At 69.9% G+C, this 22,519-nt stretch carries 16 protein-coding genes and 1 tRNA gene; 11 read left to right on the top strand and 6 right to left on the bottom strand.

Features of this window, described 5'->3' with window-relative positions:
• Nucleotides 1–118 precede the first annotated feature (118 nt).
• Nucleotides 119–2,845: a DNA polymerase I gene (gene polA / locus GTY56_RS19145; protein ID WP_161366570.1), complete on the bottom strand. Its 2,727-nt coding sequence runs from the start codon at nucleotides 2,843–2,845 to the stop codon at nucleotides 119–121.
• A gap of 186 nt (nucleotides 2,846–3,031) precedes the next feature.
• On the opposite strand from polA, the gene GTY56_RS19150 reads away from it, so the two are divergent.
• The 8 genes from GTY56_RS19150 to GTY56_RS19185 all read left to right on the top strand — a co-directional run bounded on the left by GTY56_RS19150 (nucleotide 3,032) and on the right by GTY56_RS19185 (nucleotide 13,338).
• A complete protein-coding gene (locus tag GTY56_RS19150) occupies nucleotides 3,032–5,311 on the top strand; it encodes an FdhF/YdeP family oxidoreductase (protein WP_161366571.1) in 2,280 nt (759 codons plus the stop codon).
• A gap of 56 nt (nucleotides 5,312–5,367) precedes the next feature.
• Nucleotides 5,368–5,856 (top strand): PaaI family thioesterase, encoded by a 489-nt coding sequence (locus GTY56_RS19155; protein WP_161366572.1) that lies wholly within the window; start codon nucleotides 5,368–5,370, stop codon nucleotides 5,854–5,856.
• Between the two features lie 119 nt (nucleotides 5,857–5,975).
• Nucleotides 5,976–6,848 carry a trypsin-like serine protease gene (locus GTY56_RS19160; protein WP_161366573.1) on the top strand — a complete coding sequence of 291 codons (873 nt, stop codon included), beginning with the start codon at nucleotides 5,976–5,978 and terminating at the stop codon, nucleotides 6,846–6,848.
• Nucleotides 6,849–7,629: 781 nt separating this feature from the next.
• Nucleotides 7,630–8,859 (top strand): branched-chain amino acid ABC transporter substrate-binding protein, encoded by a 1,230-nt coding sequence (locus GTY56_RS19165; RefSeq protein WP_161366585.1) that lies wholly within the window; start codon nucleotides 7,630–7,632, stop codon nucleotides 8,857–8,859.
• A 139-nt stretch (nucleotides 8,860–8,998) separates the two neighbouring features.
• Nucleotides 8,999–9,928: an ABC transporter permease subunit gene (locus GTY56_RS19170; RefSeq protein WP_161366574.1), complete on the top strand. Its 930-nt coding sequence runs from the start codon at nucleotides 8,999–9,001 to the stop codon at nucleotides 9,926–9,928.
• Between the two features lie 4 nt (nucleotides 9,929–9,932).
• Nucleotides 9,933–11,747: a branched-chain amino acid ABC transporter permease gene (locus GTY56_RS19175; RefSeq protein ID WP_161366575.1), complete on the top strand. Its 1,815-nt coding sequence runs from the start codon at nucleotides 9,933–9,935 to the stop codon at nucleotides 11,745–11,747.
• Between the two features lie 5 nt (nucleotides 11,748–11,752).
• The gene (locus GTY56_RS19180; RefSeq protein WP_161366576.1) at nucleotides 11,753–12,625 is read left to right on the top strand and encodes an ABC transporter ATP-binding protein; all 873 of its coding nucleotides are present in this window, start codon (nucleotides 11,753–11,755) and stop codon (nucleotides 12,623–12,625) included.
• A complete protein-coding gene (locus tag GTY56_RS19185; protein ID WP_161366577.1) occupies nucleotides 12,622–13,338 on the top strand; it encodes an ABC transporter ATP-binding protein in 717 nt (238 codons plus the stop codon). The genes GTY56_RS19180 and GTY56_RS19185 overlap by 4 nt, the downstream gene beginning before the upstream one ends.
• Nucleotides 13,339–13,394: 56 nt before the next feature.
• On the opposite strand, the gene GTY56_RS19190 is transcribed toward GTY56_RS19185, so the two are convergent.
• A complete protein-coding gene (locus GTY56_RS19190; protein WP_161366578.1) occupies nucleotides 13,395–14,051 on the bottom strand; it encodes a response regulator in 657 nt (218 codons plus the stop codon).
• Nucleotides 14,052–14,153: 102 nt separating this feature from the next.
• Between GTY56_RS19190 and GTY56_RS19195 the strand changes: the two genes are divergently transcribed.
• Nucleotides 14,154–14,228, top strand: a tRNA-Leu gene (locus GTY56_RS19195).
• A 106-nt stretch (nucleotides 14,229–14,334) separates the two neighbouring features.
• Nucleotides 14,335–15,090, top strand: a complete 756-nt coding sequence (locus GTY56_RS19200; RefSeq protein ID WP_161366579.1) for a helix-turn-helix domain containing protein — start codon at nucleotides 14,335–14,337, stop codon at nucleotides 15,088–15,090.
• Between the two features lie 5 nt (nucleotides 15,091–15,095).
• On the opposite strand, the gene pyk is transcribed toward GTY56_RS19200, so the two are convergent.
• Together pyk and GTY56_RS19210 are read right to left on the bottom strand one after the other, a co-directional pair.
• Nucleotides 15,096–16,517 (bottom strand): pyruvate kinase, encoded by a 1,422-nt coding sequence (gene pyk / locus GTY56_RS19205; protein WP_161366580.1) that lies wholly within the window; start codon nucleotides 16,515–16,517, stop codon nucleotides 15,096–15,098.
• Between the two features lie 164 nt (nucleotides 16,518–16,681).
• On the bottom strand, nucleotides 16,682–17,398 hold the full coding sequence (locus tag GTY56_RS19210; protein WP_161366581.1) for an SIMPL domain-containing protein: 717 nt from the start codon (nucleotides 17,396–17,398) through the stop codon (nucleotides 16,682–16,684).
• Between the two features lie 161 nt (nucleotides 17,399–17,559).
• Between GTY56_RS19210 and GTY56_RS19215 the strand changes: the two genes are divergently transcribed.
• Complete coding sequence (locus tag GTY56_RS19215; RefSeq protein ID WP_161366582.1) at nucleotides 17,560–19,356, top strand: bifunctional metallophosphatase/5'-nucleotidase; 1,797 nt, start codon at nucleotides 17,560–17,562, stop codon at nucleotides 19,354–19,356.
• Nucleotides 19,357–19,369: 13 nt separating this feature from the next.
• Here the strand turns inward: GTY56_RS19215 and GTY56_RS19220 are convergent, their stop codons facing one another.
• Nucleotides 19,370–20,782, bottom strand: coding sequence for a lysine N(6)-hydroxylase/L-ornithine N(5)-oxygenase family protein (locus GTY56_RS19220; protein ID WP_161366583.1), 1,413 nt, complete (start codon nucleotides 20,780–20,782; stop codon nucleotides 19,370–19,372).
• Nucleotides 20,779–22,179 (bottom strand): pyridoxal phosphate-dependent decarboxylase family protein, encoded by a 1,401-nt coding sequence (locus GTY56_RS19225; RefSeq protein WP_161366584.1) that lies wholly within the window; start codon nucleotides 22,177–22,179, stop codon nucleotides 20,779–20,781. The genes GTY56_RS19220 and GTY56_RS19225 overlap by 4 nt, the downstream gene beginning before the upstream one ends.
• Nucleotides 22,180–22,519: the final 340 nt, after the last annotated feature.

Raw genomic sequence — 22,519 nt, forward strand, 5'->3', positions numbered from 1 at the left:
CTCCGGCGCACCGGGCGTGCGGAGGCCTCGCCACCCCGGCCGGCACGGGCCCGGGCAACGGGGAACCGCCCGCGCACCCGGGGCACCGCTTCGATGCGCCGGGCGGCCGCCCGGCGGGCTAGTGCGCCGCCGACTCCCAGTCCGGGCCCGCCCCTACCGAGACACCCAGCGGGACGCGGAGATCGACGGCGTTCGCCATCTGCCGGCGCACCAGCTCCTCGGCGGCGGCCCGCTCCCCGGGGGCGATCTCCAGCACGATTTCGTCGTGGACCTGGAGGAGCATGCGGGAGGCCAGGCCGGCGTCCTTCAGGGCGTCGTCGACCTTGAGCATGGCGATCTTGACGATGTCGGCCGCGGTGCCCTGGATCGGCGCGTTCAGGGCCATCCGCTCGGCGGCCTCGCGGCGCTGGCGGTTGTCGCTGTTGAGGTCGGGGAGGTAGCGGCGGCGGCCGAAGAGCGTCGCCGTGTAGCCCGTGGCCCGGGCTTCGTCGACGGCCCGGCGCAGATAGTCCCGTACGCCGCCGAACCGCTCGAAGTACGCGTCCATCAGGGCGCGGGCCTCCGCCGCCTCGATGTTCAGCTGCTGGGACAGGCCGAAGGCGGAGAGCCCGTAGGCCAGGCCGTACGACATGGCCTTGATCTTGCGGCGCATCTCGGCGTCGACCGCGTCCGGCTCGACCGCGAAGACCTGGGAGGCGGCCGTGGTGTGCAGGTCCTCGCCGGAGGTGAACGCCTCGATCAGGCCCGCGTCCTCGGAGAGGTGGGCCATCACGCGCAGTTCGATCTGGCTGTAGTCGGCCGTCATGAGGGACTCGAAGCCCTCGCCGACCACGAAGCCCCGGCGGATCGCCCGGCCCTCGTCGGTGCGGACCGGGATGTTCTGGAGGTTCGGGTCCGTGGAGGACAGACGCCCGGTGGCGGCGACGGTCTGGTTGAACGTCGTGTGGATGCGGCCGTCCGCCGCGATCGTCTTGATCAGGCCCTCGACCGTGACGCGGAGCTTGGCCTGCTCGCGGTGGCGGAGCATGATCACCGGCAGTTCGTTGTCCGTCTGCGTGGCGAGCCAGGCCAGGGCATCGGCGTCCGTGGTGTAGCCCGTCTTGGTCCGCTTGGTCTTGGGCAGGGCCAGCTCGCCGAAGAGGACCTCCTGGAGCTGCTTGGGCGAGCCCAGGTTGAACTCGTGCCCGGCCGCCGCGTGGGCCTCCTTGACCGCCTGCTGGACGGCGCCGGCGAACATCTGCTCCATGGCCTCCAGGTGGGGCCGGTCGGCCGCGATGCCGTGCCGCTCCATGCGGGCGAGCAGCGCGGACGTGGGCAGCTCCATGTCGCGCAGCAGGTCGGCCGCGCCGACCTCCTCAAGACGGCTCTCGAAGGCCTGGCCCAGGTCGAGGACGGCACGGGCCTGGATCATCAGGGCCTCGGCCTCGGCGCCGTCGTCCGCCCCGAAGGCGAGCTGGCCGTCGGCCGCGGCGGCCGGGGTCAGCTCGCGGTGCAGGTACTCCAGGGACAGCGCGTCCAGGTCGAAGGAGCGGCGGCCCGGCTTGACCAGGTACGCGGCCAGGGCCGTGTCCATGGTGACGCCCTCGACGCTCCAGCCGTGCTCGGCGAAGACGCGCATGGCGCCCTTGGCGTTGTGGAGGATCTTGGGCCGGGCGGCGTCGGCGAGCCAGGCCGCGAAGGCCCTCTCGTCGGCCTCGTCCAGCTGGGAGGGGTCGAACCAGGCGGCGGGTCCGCCGGGCGCGGCGAGGGCGACCTCGGCGACCGAGCCGGTGCCGAGCGCCCAGGTGTCGACCGTGGCGATGCCGAGGGGCTGGGTGCCGTGCTCGGAGAGCCAGGCGGGCAGCTCGCCGGTGGAGAGCACCGTGCCGTCCAGCTCCACGCCTTCGGTGCTCACCGGGGTGGTCTCGGCCTCCTCGGCGCCGGGGTCGACGGCGAAGAGCCGCTCACGCAGCGAGGGGTTCCTGATCTCCAGGGTGTCCAGGATCATCGCCACGGCCTTGCGGTCGTAGGGCGCGCGCTCCAGGTCGGTGACGCCCTTGGGGAGCTCGACCCGGCGCTCCAGCTCGGTGAGCCGGCGGTTGAGCTTGACGGATTCCAGGTGGTCGCGGAGGTTCTGGCCGGCCTTGCCCTTGACCTCGTCGACGCGCTCGACGAGGTCGGCGAAGGAGCCGAACTGGTTGATCCACTTCGCGGCGGTCTTCTCGCCGACGCCGGGGATGCCGGGGAGGTTGTCGGAGGGGTCACCGCGCAGGGCCGCGAAGTCGGGGTACTGCGCGGGCGTCAACCCGTACTTCTCGAATACCTTCTCCGGGGTGAAGCGGGTCAGCTCGGAGACGCCCTTGGTCGGGTACAGCACCGTGGTGTGCTCGCTGACCAGCTGGAACGAGTCGCGGTCGCCGGTGACGATCAGCACCTCGAAGCCCTCGGCCTCGGCCTGGGTGGCGAGCGTGGCAATGACGTCGTCCGCCTCGAAGCCGTCCACCGCGAAGCGCTGGGCGCCCATCGCGTCCAGCAGCTCGCCGATCAGCTCGACCTGGCCCTTGAACTCGTCGGGGGTCTTGGAGCGGTTCGCCTTGTACTCCGTGAACTCCTGGGACCGCCAGGTCTTGCGGGAGACGTCGAAGGCGACCGCGAAGTGCGTGGGCGCCTCGTCGCGCAACGTGTTGGCCAGCATCGACGCGAAGCCGTAGATCGCGTTCGTCGGCTGGCCCGTCGCGGTGGTGAAGTTCTCCGCGGGCAGCGCGAAGAACGCGCGGTAGGCCAGCGAGTGCCCGTCCATGAGCATCAGTCGCGGCCGGCTGCCGCCGGAGGTCTGGTCGGTCGTCTTCGATGCTGTCTCTGCCACGCCCCCGATCCTGCCACGCCCCACTGACAGTCGGTCCCGCCCCCGCTGGCGCCGGGCCCGGGCGCACCTCGCGGGGGACCGTCCCGCTCACCCCGCCCCCGCCTCCCGGCCCGACCCCGACCGCTGTCACCACCGCGTGCGAGGATCGGAGACGTACCTCACAGCGCAGTCGAAGGAGAGTGTGCGATGGCGTCGAAGCCGCCCAAGAGCGATCCGGTTCAGGACGCGCCGCAGGTCGCCGAGCCGAAGCGCGCGGCCGCGGGGCTCCCGGCCATCGGCCACACGCTGCGGATCGCCCAGCAGCAGATGGGCGTGAAGCGCACCGCGCTGACGCTGCTCAGCGTGAACCAGAAGGACGGCTTCGACTGCCCCGGCTGTGCCTGGCCCGAGCCGGAGCACCGGCACAAGGCGGAGTTCTGCGAGAACGGCGCGAAGGCCGTGGCCGAGGAGGCCACCCTGCGCCGGGTCACGCCCGAGTTCTTCGCCGCGCACCCGGTCGCCGACCTGGCCGGCCGCAGCGGCTACTGGCTGGGCCAGCAGGGCCGGCTGACCCACCCCATGTACCTCCCCGAGGGGGGTACGCACTACGAGCCGGTCACCTGGGAGCGCGCCTTCGACATCATCGGTGAGGAGATCGCCGCACTCGCCTCCCCGGACGAGGCCGTCTTCTACACGTCGGGCCGCACGAGCAACGAGGCCGCCTTCCTCTACCAGCTGTTCGCCCGCGAGTTCGGCACGAACAACCTCCCCGACTGCTCGAACATGTGCCACGAGTCGTCCGGCTCGGCCCTGTCGGAGACGATCGGCATCGGCAAGGGCAGTGTCCTGCTGGAGGACCTCCACCAGGCCGACCTGATCATCGTCGCCGGGCAGAACCCGGGGACGAACCACCCGCGCATGCTGTCCGCACTGGAGAAGGCCAAGGCGGGCGGCGCGAGGATCATCAGCGTCAACCCGCTGCCCGAGGCGGGCCTGGAGCGCTTCAAGAACCCGCAGACGCCGCAGGGCATGGTCAAGGGCGCCGCGCTCACCGACCTGTTCCTGCAGATCCGCATCGGCGGCGACCAGGCCCTGTTCCGCCTGCTGAACAAGCTGATCCTGGAGACGGACGGCGCGGTCGACGAGGCGTTCGTGCGCGAGCACACGCACGGCTACGAGGAGTTCGCCGAGGCCGCCCGCGCCGCCGACCGGGAGGAGACGCTCACGGCGACCGGCCTGAGCCAGCAGGACATCGACAAGGCCCTCCGTATGGTCCTGGCCTCGCAACGCACCATCGTGTGCTGGGCGATGGGCCTCACCCAGCACAAGCACTCGGTCCCCACGATCAGGGAAGTCGTCAACTTCCTGCTGCTGCGCGGCAACATCGGCCGCCCGGGTGCGGGCGTGTGTCCGGTGCGCGGGCATTCGAACGTGCAGGGCGACCGCACGATGGGCATCTTCGAGCGTCCGGCCCCGGCGTTCCTGGACGCCCTGGAGAAGGAGTTCGGCTTCGCGCCCCCGCGCGAGCACGGTTATGACGTCGTGCGCGCCATCCGGGCCCTGCGCGACGGCGAGGCGAAGGTCTTCTTCGCCATGGGCGGCAACTTCGTCTCGGCGTCCCCCGACACGGACGTCACCGAGGCGGCCATGCGCCGCGCCCGGCTGACCGTGCACGTGTCGACGAAGCTGAACCGCTCGCACGCGGTCACGGGCGCGCGGGCCCTGATCCTGCCGACGCTCGGGCGTACCGAGCGCGATCTGCAGGGCAGTGGCGAGCAGTTCGTGACCGTCGAGGACTCGATGGGCATGGTGCACGCCTCCCGGGGCCGCCTGGAGCCCGCGAGCCGGCACCTGCTGTCGGAACCGGCCATCGTCAGCCGCCTGGCCCGCCGCGTGCTGGGCGAGAACAGCCGCACGCCGTGGGAGGAGTTCGAGAAGGACTACGCGACGATCCGCGACCGCATCGCGCGGGTGATCCCGGGATTCGAGGACTTCAACGCGCGCGTGGCGCGCCCCGGCGGCTTCGCACTCCCCCACGCCCCGCGCGACGAGCGCCGCTTCCCCACCGCCACCGGCAAAGCGAACTTCACGGCCGCGCCCGTGGAGTACCCGCGGCTGCCCGAGGGCCGCCTGCTGTTGCAGACGCTGCGCTCGCACGACCAGTACAACACCACGATCTACGGCCTCGACGACCGTTACCGGGGCATCCGGGGCGGCCGCCGGGTGGTCCTGGTCAACCCGGAGGACGCGCGGGCCCTGAAGGTGGCGGACGGGTCGTACGTGGACCTGGTGAGCGAGTGGAAGGACGGTGTGGAGCGCAGGGCCCCCGGCTTCCGCGTCGTGCACTACCCCACGGCCCGGGGCTGCGCGGCCGCGTACTACCCGGAGACCAACGTGCTGGTGCCGCTGGACGCCACCGCGGACACCAGTAACACCCCGGCCAGCAAGTCCGTCGTGGTGCGTCTGGAACAATCGGCGACCGACTGAGCGTTCGCTCAGTGACACAGGCAGCCGAGTGACGAGGACGAACGGAGCCGGGCCCGATGGGTGAGCAGCAGCATGTGAAGTTCCCGCAAGAGGTCATCGACGAGTACGCCGCGCTCGGCGTGGACCTCCTGGCCCTGTTCTCCGCGGGCCACCTCGGCAACCGGATGGGCGTCCAGATCTCCGAGGCGTCGGCGGACCGGGTCGTCGGCACGATGCCGGTGGAGGGCAACACCCAGCCCTACGGACTGCTGCACGGCGGGGCGTCCGCGGTGCTGGCCGAGACCCTCGGCTCGATCGGATCGATGCTGCACGGCGGCAGCTCCAAGATCGCCGTGGGCGTCGACCTGAACTGCACCCACCACCGCGGGGTGCGCTCCGGGCTGGTCACCGGCGTGGCCACGCCCGTGCACCGGGGGCGCTCGACGGCCACGTACGAGATCGTGATCACCGACGAGAACGGCAAGCGGGTCTGCACCGCCCGGCTGACCTGCATGCTGCGCGACGTGCGGCCGGGCGACGAGGAGCTCATCCGCTCCGCGGGCTGATCCGGACACAGGGAAAACCCTGGAGGGGCGGTCGCGCTCTTGTCGCGACCGCCCCGCGGGCATTTCACTGGCGCTCCCCCCACAGGAGAAGACCCGTCCCACCCGCAGAAGGGTTTCTCTTGACCTCCGTACGCGTCCTCGCCGTCACCGCGGCGGCCTGCGCCACCGTGCTCGCCACCACGCTGCCGTCCTCCGCCATCAACTCCTACAACGCCGCACCCGCCCCCGAACGCACCGAGGTCGGCGCGCTCGTGGCCACCTGGGACGACGACGGCGACCCCACGACCCCCGACCGGGCCGACTGGGTCTGCTCCGGCACCATGATCGACGCGGACACCTTCCTGACCGCCGCGCACTGCACCTCGGACTGGCCCGCCAACGTGCGCTTCTACGTCTCCCTCGACCAGGACGTGCAGTCCGGGCTCGACGCGGCGGCGAAGAAGTACCCGGGCGACCCGGCCGCACAAGCCGCGGCCGTCGCCGTCCGGGGCACCGCCCACAACCACCCCGACTACCCGGGGCCCGCCTCCGACACCCACGACATCGCGGTGATCCAGCTGCCCGCCGCCGAGGTCAAGGCCCGCTGGAGCTTCACCCCGGCCACCCTGCCCACCGCCGACCAGCTCGGCAAGCTCGGGCCGCAGGGCCTGAACGCCACCGACTGGCTCGTCGCGGGATACGGCACCCAGGAGGCCGCCAACGGCCCCGGCGGCCACACTCACCCCGGTGGCGGCGTCCGGATGAAGGCACCCGTCACCTTCGACGCCCTCAACGCCTCCTGGGCCCGACTCGCGATGACCGCGCCGCAGGGCAACGGGGGCGCCTGCTACGGCGACTCGGGCGGCCCCAACTTCGCGACCATAGGCGGCAGAAGCATCCTCGCCGCCACCACCGTCACCGGCGACAGCCCCTGCTACGCGACCAACGTGACGTACCGCCTGGACACGCCCGGCGCCCGCGCCTTCCTCTCGCCGTTCGTGACGCTGCCGTAATCCGCGCCGGAGGCCTGCGGCGGCACCGGACGCCACCGGCCCGGCGGCACCGGACGCCACCGGCCGCACGACACGACGCCCCGCCCCGCCGCTCCGCGTACGACGCGGGACGACGGGACGACGGGACGACGGGACGACCGTGACGCAACCGGAAGGGCCGGCCGGACAGGGGCGGCCCTTCAACACCTCCGCCGAGCACCGCCGTAGTCCACCGAGCGACTCAACCCACGGCGTCCACCGGCGAGTTTCGGCGCCGACCGCCACAGCACCGTCCGCCCGGCGCGGCACGCGCGCGGTCCCGGCCCGGCGAGCGGCCCGCCGCCTCCCGTGGAGAATCACTGATTCCGATGACCCGGGAGTTTCCCGTGTATAGACCACGCAATTCCTGCTGTGACGCTCCGTAACGTGAGCGCAATACAACGCCGCGGTTTCGCCTTCAGCCGGGCTCACTCCAGGAACCTTTCCGATCTTGTTACTCGCGCAGGCATTCCCGCAACCGCACGATCTCAGCCACGGCCAACCGGAAGTGCGAGTTCTCAGAATGCGGACCTCGGCGAAAATCCACCAAACCCGTCGAGAGGGCCCGCCGCCGAGACCGGACATCCACCACGTCATAACAAGAAAGTCACAAGCGAGCCCGCGCCGCTGACCCTGCCCTTACCCCGGGCTTAGAGTCACGGCCAGTCACCGCCTCCATCGGGAGTTCGGTACCAGCGCGGCACTCACCCCCCGACCAGGGCGGGGCCTGCCTGTGAAAGGACTGATTGTGCGACAGCGTTCCTTGGTGATTCTTACCTCCGTTCTCACGACCGGAGCTCTGACTCTCACCGCCTGCGGCTCCCGAGACGACAGCGGTGACAAGGGCGGAGACAACGGGAGCGGCACCACGCTGACCATCGGCGTCGACGCCCCCCTCTCCGGTGAGAACTCCACCACCGGCCTCGGCATCCAGTACGGCGCCCAGATAGCCATCGACGACGCCAACAAGAACAACTGGGTTCCGGGCGTGAAGTTCAAGCTCAAGGCCCTGGACGACAAGGCGCAGCCCGCCACCGGCCAGACCAACGCCACCAACATCGTCGGCGACAAGACCGCCGTCGGCGCCGTCGGCCCGCTGAACTCCGGCGTCGCCCAGACGATGCAGCAGGTGTTCGCCTCGGCCAACATGGTCCAGATCTCCCCCGCGAACACGGCCCCCGAGCTGACCCAGGGCAAGAACTGGCAGTCGGACAAGAAGCGCCCGTTCAAGACGTACTTCCGCACCGCCACCACCGACGAACTGCAGGGCAGCTTCGCGGCCGGCTACGCGTACAACGGCCTCAAGAAGAAGAAGGCCTTCGTCGTCGACGACAAGCAGACCTACGGCGCGGGCCTCGCGAAGATCTTCAACGAGCAGTACAAGAAGCTCGGCGGCAAGGTCGTCGGCACCGACCACGTCAACACCGGCGACAAGGACTTCGGCTCCCTCGTCACCAAGATCAAGAACTCCGGTGCCGACCTGCTCTACTACGGCGGCCAGTACGACGAGTCCGCGCTGATCACCAAGCAGCTCAAGGACGCCGGCGTCAAGATCCCGCTGTTCGGCGGTGACGGCATGTTCGCCACCACCTACATCGAGGCCGCCGGCAAGTCCTCCGAGGGCGACCTCGCCACCGCCATCGGCGTCCCCGCCGACACCCTGCCCGCCGCCAAGACGTTCATCCAGACGTACAAGGACAAGGGCTACAAGGGCGACTACGGCGCCTACGGCGCCTACGCCTACGACGCCACCACCGCCATCATCAAGGCCGTCAAGGCCGCGGCCGACGCCAACGGCGGCAAGGTGCCCACCGACATCAACGACCTGCGCTCCAAGGTCGTCGAGGGTGTCCAGAAGTCCGACTTCGAAGGCCTCACCGGCAAGATCGCCTTCGACCAGTACGGCGACACCACCAACAAGCAGCTGACGGTGTACCAGGTCGAGAAGGGCGCCTGGAAGGCCGTCGAGACCGGCACCGCCGACCTGCAGTAGCACCGGCCCCCAGCAAGCCTCACCACGGGCCGCGCGGAAGGAGGACCCCGACCGCGCGGCCCGTTTTCACACCCCCACACAGCACACGACCACGCACGCATCCAGTGCACACGACCACCAGCGACATGGAGGCCACGCGGTGAACACCCTGCCGCAGCAGCTGGCCAACGGGCTGCTTCTAGGCTCGATGTACGGGCTGATCGCCATCGGCTACACGATGGTGTACGGCATCGTCCAGCTCATCAACTTCGCGCACGGCGAGATCTTCATGACCGGGGCCTTCGGCGCCCTCACGGTCTACTTCTACATCCTCCCCGACGGCACCTCGATGGCCCTCGCGGTACCCCTCATGCTCCTCGGCGGAGCCCTCGTCGCCATCCTCATAGCCGTCGGAGCGGAACGGTTCGCCTACCGACCACTGCGCGGAGCACCACGCCTGGCACCGCTCATCACCGCCATCGGCCTCTCCCTGGCCCTCCAGGAGGTCGTGCGCAACTTCTACCCCGGCGCCGACCGCGCCCGCGCCTTCCCCGGCCTCGACGCCACCCACGACATCGGCTCCGTCACCATCAAGGACGCCGACATCTTCCTCATCCTCGCCGCCGTCCTCTGCATGGCCGCCCTCGCCTTCTTCGTACGCCGCAGCCGCACCGGCCGCGCCATGCAGGCCACCGCGCAGGACCCCGACACGGCGCAGCTGATGGGCATCGACACCAACCGCATCATCGTCATCGCCTTCGCCATCGGCGGCTTCTTCGCCGCCGTCGCCGCCGTCGCCTACGGACTCAAGTACGGCAACGTCGACTACCGCATGGGCTTCCTGATGGGCCTCAAGGCCTTCACCGCGGCCGTCCTCGGCGGCATCGGCAACATCTACGGCGCCATGCTCGGCGGCGTCGTCCTCGGCGTCGCCGAAACCCTCGCCTCCGCCTACATCGACGAGATCCCCGGCATGAGCCAGCTCGGTGGCCAGAGCTGGGCGAACGTCTGGGCCTTCTGCCTCCTCATCCTCGTGCTCCTCTTCAGGCCACAGGGCCTGCTCGGCGAGCGCGTCGCGGACAGGGCGTGATCACATGACCGAGACGACCAAGACCCCGACGCCGGACGCCGTCCCCACCCCGACGCCCGCACCGAGCGGTCTCATCCCGCTGCCCACCGCGGCCGCCCGCGGCCTCCTGCTCGCCGGCGGCATCGCCACCGCCGCCTCCGCGTTCCTCTCCTGGACCTGGACCGCGGAATTCCCCGGCGACCTCACCTACAACGGCTACCCCGGCGGCCTGCAATGGCTGACCTTCACCGCCGGCGTCCTCACCGCCCTGTTCGCCCTCGCCTCCTACGGCCTCCGCGGACTCGGCTGGCTGCTGCCCGCCCGCAACAACGCACCACTCGCCCTCACCGCCCTCGGCGGCTTCGCCGTCACCTGGTTCACCGTCATCGCCATCAGCGTCAAACTCGGCGGCGTCGTCAACCTCGAACCCGGCGGCTGGATCGCGGCCGTGGCCTCCCTGCTGCCCGTCATCGGCGCCTTCGCCCTCCCCCAGGAGCGCACCGGCACCGAAGGCACCAAGGAAGCCGTCAAGGCCTACCTCGCCAAGCCCGAGCGCATCCCCGCCCCCCAGGCCACCGCACCCTGGATCCAGCGGGCCGTCATCACCGTGGTCACCATCATCGGCCTCGGCGTCTTCACCTACGGCATCGACACCGAGTACGGCGAACTCTTCGTCGGCTACCTCTTCGTCGTCACCTTCGCGGTCTGGGCCCTGCACACCGCAGGCCTCCTCGACCGCTTCTCCGCACTCGTCGCCGGCAACCGCAGCTTCACCCTCGCCATGGGCTTCGCCGCGGCCATCGCCTTCCCCTTCACCCAGACCGACGACCACTACGCCAACATCGGCGTCAACATCCTGATCTTCGGGACCGTCGCCCTCGGCCTCAACATCGTCGTCGGCCTCGCCGGACTCCTCGACCTCGGATACGTCGCCTTCCTCGGCGTCGGCGCCTACACCGCCGCCCTCGTCTCCGGCTCCGAGTTCTCCACCATCTCCGGCGTCCACCTGCCCTTCTGGGCCTCCGCCCTCGCCGGCGCCGCCGCCTCGCTGATCTTCGGCGTCCTCATCGGCGCCCCCACCCTGCGCCTGCGCGGCGACTACCTGGCGATCGTGACGCTGGGCTTCGGTGAGATCTTCCGCATCGCCGTCAACAACATGGACGGCCAGTCCGGACCCGACGTCACCAACGGCCCGAACGGCATCCCCTCCATCCCCGACCTGAAGCTCTTCGGCTTCAACTTCGGTGAGGCGCACGACATCGGCGGATTCACCCTCGGCCGCTTCGCCAACTACTACCTCCTGATGGTCCTCATCATGGCCATCGTCGTCCTGGTCTACACGCGTGCAGCGGACTCCCGCATCGGCCGCTCCTGGATCGCCATCCGCGAGGACGAGACCGCCGCCACCGCCATGGGCATCAACGGCTTCCGCGTCAAACTCGTCGCCTTCGCCCTCGGCGCCGCCCTCGCCGGCCTCGCCGGCACCGTCAGCGCCCACGTCACCTACAGCGTCGTCCCCACGCCCTACCAGTTCGCCGGCTCCACCCCGCCCAACTCCGCGTTCCTCCTGGCCGCGGTCGTCCTCGGCGGCATGGGCACGGTCGCAGGACCCCTCCTCGGCGCAGCCCTGCTCTACCTCCTCCCCGAGAAGCTCGTCTTCCTCCAGGAGAAGTCCCTCCTCGCCTTCGGCATCGCGCTCATCCTCCTGATGCGCTTCCGCCCCGAAGGCATCATCGCCAACCGCCGGCGCCAGCTCGAATTCCACGAGACCGGCCAACTCGACGTACCCAAACAGACCACGCTGACCGACGAACCGGCCGTCACCAAGGCGGGGGCGTAACCACGATGACCACACAGCCCACACCTGTACTCGAAGCACGCGGCGTCACCATGCGCTTCGGCGGCCTCACCGCCGTACGCTCCGTCGACTTCACCGTCAACGCCGGCGAGATCGTCGGACTCATCGGCCCCAACGGCGCCGGCAAGACCACCTTCTTCAACTGCCTGACCGGCCTCTACGTCCCCACCGAGGGCACCGTCTCCTACAAGGGCACCGTGCTCCCGCCCAAGCCCCACCTGGTCACCCAGGCCGGCATCGCCCGCACCTTCCAGAACATCCGCCTGTTCGCCAACATGACGGTCCTGGAAAACGTCCTCGTCGGCCGCCACACCCGGACCAAGGAAGGCCTCTGGTCAGCTCTCCTGCGCGGCCCCGGCTTCAAGAAGGCCGAGCGTGAGAGCGAGGAACGCGCCATGGAACTCCTGGAGTTCATCGGCCTCGCCCACAAGCGCGACCACCTCGCCCGCAACCTCCCCTACGGCGAACAGCGCAAGCTCGAGATCGCACGCGCCATGGCCTCCGAGCCCGGCCTGCTCCTCCTCGACGAGCCCACCGCCGGCATGAACCCCCAGGAGACCCGGGCCACCGAGGAACTCGTCTTCGCCATCCGCGACAAGGGCATCGCCGTCCTCCTCATCGAGCACGACATGCGCTTCGTCTTCAACCTCTCCGACCGCGTCGCCGTCCTCGTCCAGGGCGAGAAGCTCGTCGAGGGTACCGCCGAGGTCGTCCAGGCCGACGAGCGCGTCGTCGCCGCCTACCTGGGAGAACCCTTCGAGGGAGACCCCGGCGAGGCCGAAGCCGCCGAGGTCGAGGCCGCCGAAGCCGCCGCCGACGCGACCAGCACCACCAGCAGCACCAAGGGAGAAGCCAAGTGACCGCACTCCTCGAAGTCGAGGACCTCCGGGTCTCCTACGGCAAGATCGAAGCCGTCAAGGGCATCTCCTTCAGCGTCGACGCCGGCCAGGTCGTCACCCTCATCGGCACCAACGGCGCCGGCAAGACGACCACCCTGCGCACCCTGTCGGGCCTGCTGAAGCCGACGTCCGGGAAGATCCTCTTCGACGGCAAGCCCCTCAGCGGGGTCCCCGCCCACAAGATCGTCGCCCTCGGCCTGGCCCACTCCCCCGAAGGCCGGCACATCTTCCCCCGCCTCACCATCGCCGAGAACCTCCAGCTCGGAGCCTTCCTCCGCAAGGACAAGGAAGGCATCGAGAAGGACATCCAGCGCGCCTACGACCTCTTCCCCATCCTCGGGGAACGCCGCAAGCAGGCCGCGGGCACCTTGTCCGGTGGTGAACAGCAGATGCTCGCCATGGGCAGGGCCCTCATGTCCCAGCCCAAGCTCCTCATGCTCGACGAGCCCTCCATGGGACTCTCCCCGATCATGATGCAGAAGATCATGGCGACGATCTCGGAGCTGAAGTCCCAGGGCACGACCATTCTCCTGGTCGAGCAGAACGCCCAGGCCGCACTGTCCCTGGCCGACCAGGGCCACGTCATGGAGGTCGGCAACATCGTCCTCTCCGGCACCGGACAGGACCTGCTCCACGACGAGTCCGTACGCAAGGCGTACCTCGGCGAGGACTGACACACGAACGAGGCCCGCGTCCCCCGAGGGGCGCGGGCCTCCTTCATGCACGGCGATCAGGCCTTGCCGGCCTTCTTCTCGTCGGCGTCCTGAATGACCGCCTCCGCCACCTGCTGCATCGACATCCGGCGATCCATCGACGTCTTCTGGATCCACCGGAAAGCAGCCGGCTCCGACAGCCCGTACTCCGTCTGCAGAATCGACTTCGCCCGGTCCACCAGCTTGCGCGTCTCCAGCCGGAGCGTGAGGTCGGCGACCTCCTTCTCCAGCTCCTTCAGCTCCGTGAACCGCGAAACGGCCATCTCGATCGCCGGCACGACGTCCGTCTTGCTGAACGGCTTCACCAGGTAGGCCATGGCACCCGCGTCCCGGGCACGCTCCACCAGATCCCGCTGCGAGAACGCGGTCAGCATCAGCACCGGCGCGATGCTCTCCTCCGCGATCTTCTCCGCCGCGGAGATACCGTCCAGCTTCGGCATCTTCACATCGAGGATGACGAGGTCCGGCCGGTGCTCACGGGCCAGCTCCACCGCCTGCTCACCGTCCCCGGCCTCACCGACGACGGTGTAGCCCTCCTCCTCCAGCATCTCTTTGAGATCGAGCCGGATCAGCGCCTCGTCCTCGGCGATGACGACCCGCGTCGTCATCGGAGGCACGTGCGACTTGTCCTCTTCAGGCACGTCAACAGGCTGGGGCGACTCGGGGGCACTCACGTGGGCTCCTTGGTAGGGGCAGGCCGGTACTGCTCCCAAGAGCGTACCTAGCTGCGGTATGGTGGTCAGGCAGTGGGTCGAGGTCAACCTTGGATTCACCGGGCCCCGGTAGCCCAATTGGCAGCAGGCAATGGATTCAAAACCCATACAGTGTCGGTTCGAGTCCGACCCGGGGCACTTTTCCTTGGTTTCCAAGGTCGCCACTTCGAAGCGGATGTCCACGTTCTCGTGAACATCCGCTTTTTGCTGCGTGTCGATGTGATCACGGCTTCATGGTGGCCGCATGTACGACCTCAGCACACGCAAGCGAGCACTCGCACTGGTGGCCCAAGGCCGCAGCCTGAACTCGGTGAGTCTGGAGACAGGCATTTCACGGGCCGCGATCCGCTCGTGGCAGGACCGCATCGAGCCGCGCCCCCGTATGCCACATCCCGACCCCGGCCGACCCTCTGACGAGTCCGCATACGCATACCTACTGGGCCTCTACCTCGGTGACGGTTGCATCAGCCCTCACCCACGTGGCGGCTACTACCTCAGGATTGCTTGCGCGGACGCCTGGCCCGGGCTCATCGAAGAGTGCCGTGAGGCCATCGGGAAAGTGCGCCCGGGTGTCGGCGTCTACGTCGCGCAGAAGCAGGGCTGCGTCGCGGTCGCCAGCTATTCCCGGAACTGGCCGATTCTCTTCCCGCAGCACGGGCCCGGCAAGAAGCACGAGCGGCACATCGCACTGGAGCCCTGGCAGCAAGCCATCGTCGACGCCCGTCCCTGGGAGTTCATCCGGGGGCTCATCCACTCCGATGGCTGTCGGATCACCAACTGGACGACTCGAATCGTCGGCGGGGAGCGGAAGCGATATGAGTATCCGCGGTACTTCTTCTCCAACAAGTCGGACGACATCAGGGGGCTCTTCACTCACACCCTCGACAGGGTGGGCGTCGAGTGGACCACGTTGGCCCGCGGGAGCAACCCGTTCAACATCTCCGTCGCCCGCAAAGCCTCCGTCGCTCTCATGGACGCCCACGTGGGCCCCAAGTACTGACCCGGCTACTCCGCGATGTGGTGGACGCGGACCATGTTCGTCGAGCCCGAGACCCCGGGTGGGGAGCCTGCCGTGATGACGACCGTGTCGCCCGGGCGGCAGCGACCGTAACGCAACAGCAGTTCGTCGACCTGGTCGATCATCGCGTCCGTGGAGTCCACGCACGGGCCGAGATACGTCTCCACGCCCCAGGTGAGGGCGAGTTGGGAGCGGGTGGCCTGGTCGGGGGTGAAGGCGAGGAGGGGGATCGGGGAGCGGTAGCGGGAGAGGCGGCGGGCGGTGTCGCCGGACTGGGTGAAGGCGACCAGGAAGCGAGCGCCCAGGAAGTCGCCGATCTCCGCGGCCGCTCGGGCGACCGCTCCGCCCTGGGTGCGGGGCTTGTTGCGTTCGGTCAGGGGCGGGAGGCCCTTGGCCAGGATGTCCTCCTCCGCCGCTTCGACGATGCGGGCCATCGTGCGGACGGTCTCGATGGGGTGCTTGCCGACGCTGGTCTCGCCGGAGAGCATCACGGCGTCGGTGCCGTCGATGACGGCGTTGGCGACGTCGGAGGCTTCGGCGCGGGTGGGGCGGGCGTTGTCGATCATCGAGTCGAGCATCTGGGTGGCGACGATGACCGGTTTGGCATTGCGCCTGGCCCGTTTGATGGCGCGCTTCTGGACGATCGGCACCTGTTCCAGTGGCATTTCGACGCCGAGGTCTCCGCGGGCGACCATGATGCCGTCGAAGGCGGCGACGATGTCGTCGATGTTCTCGACGGCTTGGGGTTTTTCGACTTTGGCGATGACGGGGAGGCGGCGGCCTTCTTCGTCCATGATGCGGTGGACGTCCTGGATGTCGCGGCCGGTGCGGACGAAGGAGAGGGCGATGACGTCGAAGCCGGTGCGCAGGGCCCAGCGGAGGTCGTCTTCGTCCTTTTTGGACAGGGCGGGGACGGAGACGGCGACGCCGGGGAGGTTGAGGCCTTTGTGGTCGGAGATCACGCCGCCTTCGAGGACGGTGGTGTGGACCCTGGGGCCGTCCACCGAGGTCACCTTGAGGCAGACCTTGCCGTCGTCGACGAGGATGCGTTCGCCGGTGGTGACGTCGGTGGCGAGGCCGGCGTAGGTGGTGCCGCAGATCCGGCCGTCGCCTTCGACGCCGTCTTCGACGGTGATGGTGAAGGTGTCGCCGCGTTCGAGGAGTACGGGGCCTTCGGTGAAGCGGCCGAGGCGGATCTTCGGGCCTTGAAGGTCGGCGAGGAGGCCGACGCTGCGGCCGGTTTCGTCTGCGGCTTTGCGGACCCGGTGGTAACGCTCCTCGTGTTCGGCGTGGCTGCCGTGGCTGAGGTTGAAGCGGGCTACGTCCATTCCGGCGTCGACCAGGGCTTTGATCTGGTCGTACGAGTCGGTGGCGGGTCCTAGGGTGCAGACGATTTTGGCTCGGCGCATGGCACGAGCTTATGAGTTACCGACTGGTAGGGAATTGGTCGTGGATGACCACCCAACGGACGGTGCGTGAAGCGTTATTGACAAGCGTTGAATTGTGCGGCCGGGCGCTCCGATGAGCACCCGGGAGAAATTCGTTCGTGTTTTCGGATTTCCGCTCTCCGGACTTACAGCTGCGGCGGCACCATCGTGAAGCGGGCGTTGATCTGGGCGTGGACGCGCTGGCGCTGCGGTTCGAGGTCGAGGGGTGCCGGGGTGTCCTCGGCGGCGCCGGCGTAGGCCGCGGAGCGCATGCGGCCGGGGGCCTGGGGGTAGGCCGGCGGGGCGCTCTCGGCGCCGATGTCGGCGAGTTCGACGAGGGCGGAGAGGGTGGTGCCGAGGGCGTCGGCGTATTCGCGGGCGCGCTGGACGGCTTCGTGCACGGCCTGCTTGCGGGCCTCTCGGTGGGCTGGTGAGTCGGGGCGCAGGGCCCACCAGGGGCCGTCGACGCGGGTGAGGTCGAAGTCGGCGAGGCGGGTGGTGAGTTCGCCGAGGGCGGTGAAGTCGGTGAGTTCGGCGGTGACGCGGACGCTGCCGTGGTAGGTGCGGACGCGTTCGCCGCGGCCGTGTTTGGTGAGTTCGGGTGTGATGGAGAAGGCGCCGGTCTCCAGGCGTTCGACGGCGTCGCCGTAGGACTTGACGAGGTCGAGGACGCCGGCGTTGCGGCGGGTGAGGTCGTCGAGGGCGGAGCGGCGGTCGCGGCCGCGGGCGGCGACGGTGATGCCGATGCGGGCGACCTCGGGGTCGACTTCGAGGCGGGCCTCGCCGCGGACGGCGATGCGGGGGGCCTCGGGTGTGCCGTAGGGGACGGCGGGCTGGGAGGCGTCTGGGGTGGCCGCGGTCATACGCCCCACTCTGTCATGTCTGGGCTGTTTGGCGGCCGGGGATGCGGAGGCCGAGTCATCAGATCGCAACCTGCCGGGTCTGTTGCGGCCGGTCATGGACGGGTCAGAATCTACGCGCGTTATCTACGCGCGTCGTTCACAGATTCCGCAGGGAGCCAGACATGCCGTTGAACCGCCGGAAGTTCCTGGAGAAGTCCGCCGTGACCGGGGCGGGGGTGGCGCTGGCCGGTGCGGTCTCGGCACCGGGTGCGCAGGCGGCCGAGGCGAAGCGGGACGCCAAGCGGTACGCGTTCACCGTGCTGGGGACGACGGACCTGCACGGCAACGTCTTCAACTGGGACTACTTCACGGACAAGGAGTTCGACGACAAGGACCACAACGACGTGGGCCTGGCGAAGGTCTCCACGCTCGTGAACCGGGTCCGCGAGGAGAAGGGCCGCCGCAACACGCTGCTGATCGACGCGGGCGACACGATTCAGGGCACGCAGCTGTCGTACTACTACGCCAAGGTCGACCCGATCACGGCCGTGGGCGGCCCGGTGCACCCGATGGCGCAGGCGATGAACGCCATGGGCTACGACGCGGCGGCGCTCGGCAACCACGAGTTCAACTACGGCATTCCGGTGCTGCGGAAGTTCGAGCAGCAGTGCCGTTTCCCGCTGCTGGGGGCGAACGCGCTGGACGCGAAGACGCTGCGGCCGGCGTTCGCGCCGTACAGCATGCACCGGCTGCGCACGCCGCACGGCCGGGACGTGAAGGTGGCGGTGCTGGGGCTGACCAACCCGGGCATCGCGATCTGGGACAAGGCGAACGTGCAGGGCAAGATGACGTTCCCGGGTCTGGAGGAGCAGGCGGCGAAGTGGGTGCCGAAGCTGCGGTCGATGGGTGCGGACGTGGTCATCGTGTCGGCGCACAGCGGTTCGTCGGGGACGTCGTCCTACGGTGACCAGCTGCCGTACATCGAGAACGCGGCGGGTCTGGTGGCGGAGCAGGTGCCGGGGATCGACGCGATCCTGGTCGGGCACGCGCACACGGAGATCCCCGAGTACTTCGTCACGAACAAGAAGACGGGCAGGCAGGTCGTGCTGTCGGAGCCGCTGAAGTGGGGGCAGCGCCTGACGCTGTTCGACTTCGAGCTGGTCTGGGAGAGGGGCTGCTGGAAGGTCGAGAAGGTGGGCGCGAAGGTCCTGAACTCCAACACGGTGGAGGAGGACCCGAAGATCACGAAGCTGCTCGGGGACGAGCACGAGAAGGTCGTGGCGTACGTCAACCAGGTCATCGGCACGAACGCGGCGGAGATGACGTCGGCGCAGGCGCCGTACAAGGACGTGCCGATCATCGATCTGATCAACCACATCCAGGCGGACACGGTGAAGCAGGCGCTGGCGGGCACGGAGCACGCCGCGTTGCCGGTGCTGTCGCAGGCGGCGTGTTTCTCGCGCAGTGCGCGGATCCCGGCCGGTGAGGTGACGATCCGGGACGTGGCGGGTCTGTACGTCTTCGAGAACACGCTGGAGGCGCGTCTGATGACGGGTGCGCAGATGAAGGCGTACCTGGAGTACTCGGCGAACTACTTCGTGCAGACGGCGCCGGGCGCCGCGGTGGATCCGGCGAAGCTGACGAACGCGAACGGCACGCCGGACTACAACTACGACGTGGTGAGCGGCCTGTCGTACGAGATCGACATCGCGAAGCCGGCCGGTTCGCGGGTGACGAACGTGCGGTTCGAGGGGCAGCCGCTCGCGGACGACGCGAAGTTCGTGTTCGCGGTGAACAACTACCGGGCCAACGGCGGCGGGAACTTCCCGCATGTCGCCGCGGCCCCGTTGCTGTGGTCGAACTCGGACGAGATCCGCAACACCATGATCGCCTGGGTGAAGGCGAAGGGGTCGATCGACCCGGCCGCCTTCGCGGCGGTGGACTGGAAGCTGACGCGGGAGGGCACGCCGGTCTTCTGAGGTCTGTGCTTCGTCACCTCCGGTCGTCGACGAGCGGGGTCAGTGCGGGTGTCTCGCGGGGCGGCGGGACGTGGGCCCGTCGGGTGAGGCCGAAGGTGGTGAAGGCGGTGCGGGCGGGGAGTGCGTAGGCCTCCCCGCCCGTCAGCGTGTTGAGGATGATCGCGCTGCGCCAGGCGGCGAGTCCGAGGTCGGGGGCGCCGACGCCGTGGGTGTGGGTTTCGGCGTTCTGGACGTACACGGTGCCGGTGACGGACGGGTCGAGGACGAGCCGGTGGTCCTCGTCGATGCGGGGGCGTTCCTGGTTGTCGCGGCGCATGTAGGGGTCGAGGCCGGCGAGGATCCGGTCGAGGGGGCGTTCGCGGTAGCCGGTGGCCAGGACGACGGCGTCGGTGGTGAGGCGGGAGCGGCTGTCCTGGAGGGTGTGTTCCAGGTGCAGTTCGACTTTGGTCGTGGCGATCCGGCCGGCGGTGCGGACCTGGACGCCGGGGGTGAGGACGGCGTCGGGCCAGCCGCCGTGCAGGGTGCGGCGGTAGAGCTCGTCGTGGACGGCGGCGATGGTGTCGGCGTCGATGCCCTTGTGGAGCTGCCACTGGCCGTCGACGAGCCGGTCGCGGGTGGATTCGGGCAGGGCGTGGAAGTAGCGGGTGTGGTCGGGGGTGAAGTGCTCCAGGCCGAGCTTGGAGTACTCCATGGGGGCGAAGGCCTCCGTGCGGCCCAGCCAGTGCAGTTTCTCGCGTCCTGCGGGCCGGTTGCGGAGCAGGTCGAGGAAGATCTCGGCGCCGGACTGTCCGATGCCGACGACGGTGACGTGCTCGGCGGCGAGGAGCGCGGCGCGGTGGTCGAGGTAGTCGGCGGCGTGCACGACGGGTACGCCGGGGGCCTCGACGAGGGGCTTGAGGGGGTCGGGGACATGGGGCTCGGTGCCGATGCCGAGGACGACGTTGCGCGTGTAGGTGCGGCCGAGGGCTTCGGCTTCTCCGTCGGTGTCGAGCTGGGTGAAGTCGACCTCGAAGAGGTCGCGTTCGGGGTTCCAGCGGACGGCGTCGATCTGGTGGCCGAAGTGGAGTCCGGGGAGATTTTCGCTGACCCAGCGGCAGTAGGCGTCGTATTCGGCGCGCTGGATGTGGAAGCGCTCGGCGAAGTAGAAGGGGAAGAGCCGTTCGCGGGACCTGAGGTAGTTGAGGAAGGTCCAGGGGCTGGTGGGGTCGGTGAGGGACACCAGGTCGGCGAGGAAGGGGACCTGGATGGTGGCGCCTTCGATGAGCAGGCCGGGGTGCCAGCCGAAGGCGGGGCGCTGGTCGTAGAAGACGGTGTCGAGGCCGCCGAGGGGGTGGGCGAGGGCGGCGAGGGAGAGGTTGGCGGGGCCGATGCCGATGCCGACGAGGTCGCGGGGGGCGTCGGGTTCGGGGGTGGGGGCGGGGTTCATCGGGGGGTGTGTCCTTCCACGAGGGTGGCTCGGCTCGCTGCCGCGAGGTGCAGCAGGGCGGCCAGGTCGTCGGGCCCGGTGGCGGGGTTGAGGAGGGTGGCCTTGAGCCAGAGCCGGCCGTCGAGGCGGGCCCGGCCGAGGACGGCGGAGCCGTCGGTGAGCAGCGCGCGGCGTACGGCGGCGACGGTGGTGTCGGGGGCGCCGGTGGGACGGAACAGCACGGTGCTGATGACGGGTGGGGCGTGCAGTTCGAAGCCGGGGTGTGCGTCGACGAGGGTGGCGAACTCGCGGGCGTGGGCGCAGACCTGGTCGACGAGTGCGCCGAGTCCTTGGCGTCCGAGGGTCTTGAGGGTGACGGCGAGTTTCAGGATGTCGGGGCGGCGGGTGGTTCTGAGGGACCGGCCGAGCAGGTCGGGCAGCCCGGCCTCGGTGTCGTCGTCGGCGTTGAGGTAGTCGGCGCGTTGCCGCAGGGCGGTGAGGTCGCGGCTGTCCCGGACGGCGAGGAGGCCGGCGGCGATCGGCTGCCAGCCGAGTTTGTGCAGGTCGAGGGTGACGGTGTCGGCGCTGTTCAGGCCGGTGAGGCGGGTGCGGTGCCTATCGCTGAAGAGGAGGCCCGCGCCGTAGGCGGCGTCCACGTGCAGCCGGGCGTTGTGGGCCGCGCAGCGGGCGGCGATCTCGGGCAGCGGGTCGATGAGCCCGGCGTCGGTGGTGCCGGCCGTGGCGGCGACGAGCAGCGGCCCGTCCAGGCCGGTGAGGGTCTGGTCGAGCGTGTCGGGGTCGAGTGTGCCGTGCGGGGTGGGTACGACGACGGGCTGCGGCAGGCCGAGCAGCCAGGCGGCGCGGGGCAGCGAGTGGTGGGCGTTGGCCCCGCAGACGAGCCGGACGGTCGCGCCGTGGCGTTCCCGGGCGAGGAGCAGGGCGAGCTGGTTGGCTTCGGTGCCGCCTGTGGTGATGAGGCAGTCGGGGGTTGCCGGTGTGCCGGTTCCGTAGGCCTGCCGGGCCAGTGCCGCCGTGACGAGCCGCTCCAGTTCCGACGCTCCCGGGGCCTGGTCCCAGGAGTCCAGGGAGGGGTTGAGGGCGGAGGCCGCGAGGTCGGCCGCGGTGGCCACGGCGAGCGGGGGGCAGTGGAGGTGGGCGGCGCACAGGGGGTGGGCGGGGTCGGCGGCGGTCCGGGCGAAGGCGTCGACCAGGGTGCGCAGGGCGTGCGGGTCGCCCCGGTCGGGGAGGACGTCTCCCACGGCGTCCCGCAGCCGCGCCGCGACCTGCTCCGGGCCGCCCGCGGGCAGCGGCCCGCCCCGGACCCGGGCCCCGGTGTCCAGCGCGTCGAGCACGGTGTGGAGCAAGGGCCGCAGGGCCTGCGGGCCGTCGGGGCCCGATGCGAGGGGCGGCGTGCTCATGGACTGACCTCCGGGGCGCGGGGGTGGCGGCACGCCCGGACAGCCCAACGATCCAACCCGGGTGGAGGTACCTCTGTGCACGGGTGCGAGTTCTCGAAACCGGCCGTGGGGGCCGGAGGGCCGGCCGACTGCTGGGCGTAGGGGCCGGTTCTCGAAGTCGGCCGCATGGCCCTGGCCCTCGGTCGACTTCTGTCCGCCGGTGTCGGTCATGAAGGGCCGGCCGCATGGTCTTCTGGGTCCGGGCGCCGTCTGTGCACGGGTGTCGTGGCCGGGGCCCGGGGCAGGGCCGGGCCGGGCCGCAGCCCGCGGCGGGGCCGGGCCGGACCGGGGCAGGGGGCAG

The organism is Streptomyces sp. SID5643, from assembly GCF_009872555.1.
Classification (GTDB): Bacteria; Actinomycetota; Actinomycetes; order Streptomycetales; family Streptomycetaceae; genus Streptomyces; species Streptomyces iakyrus.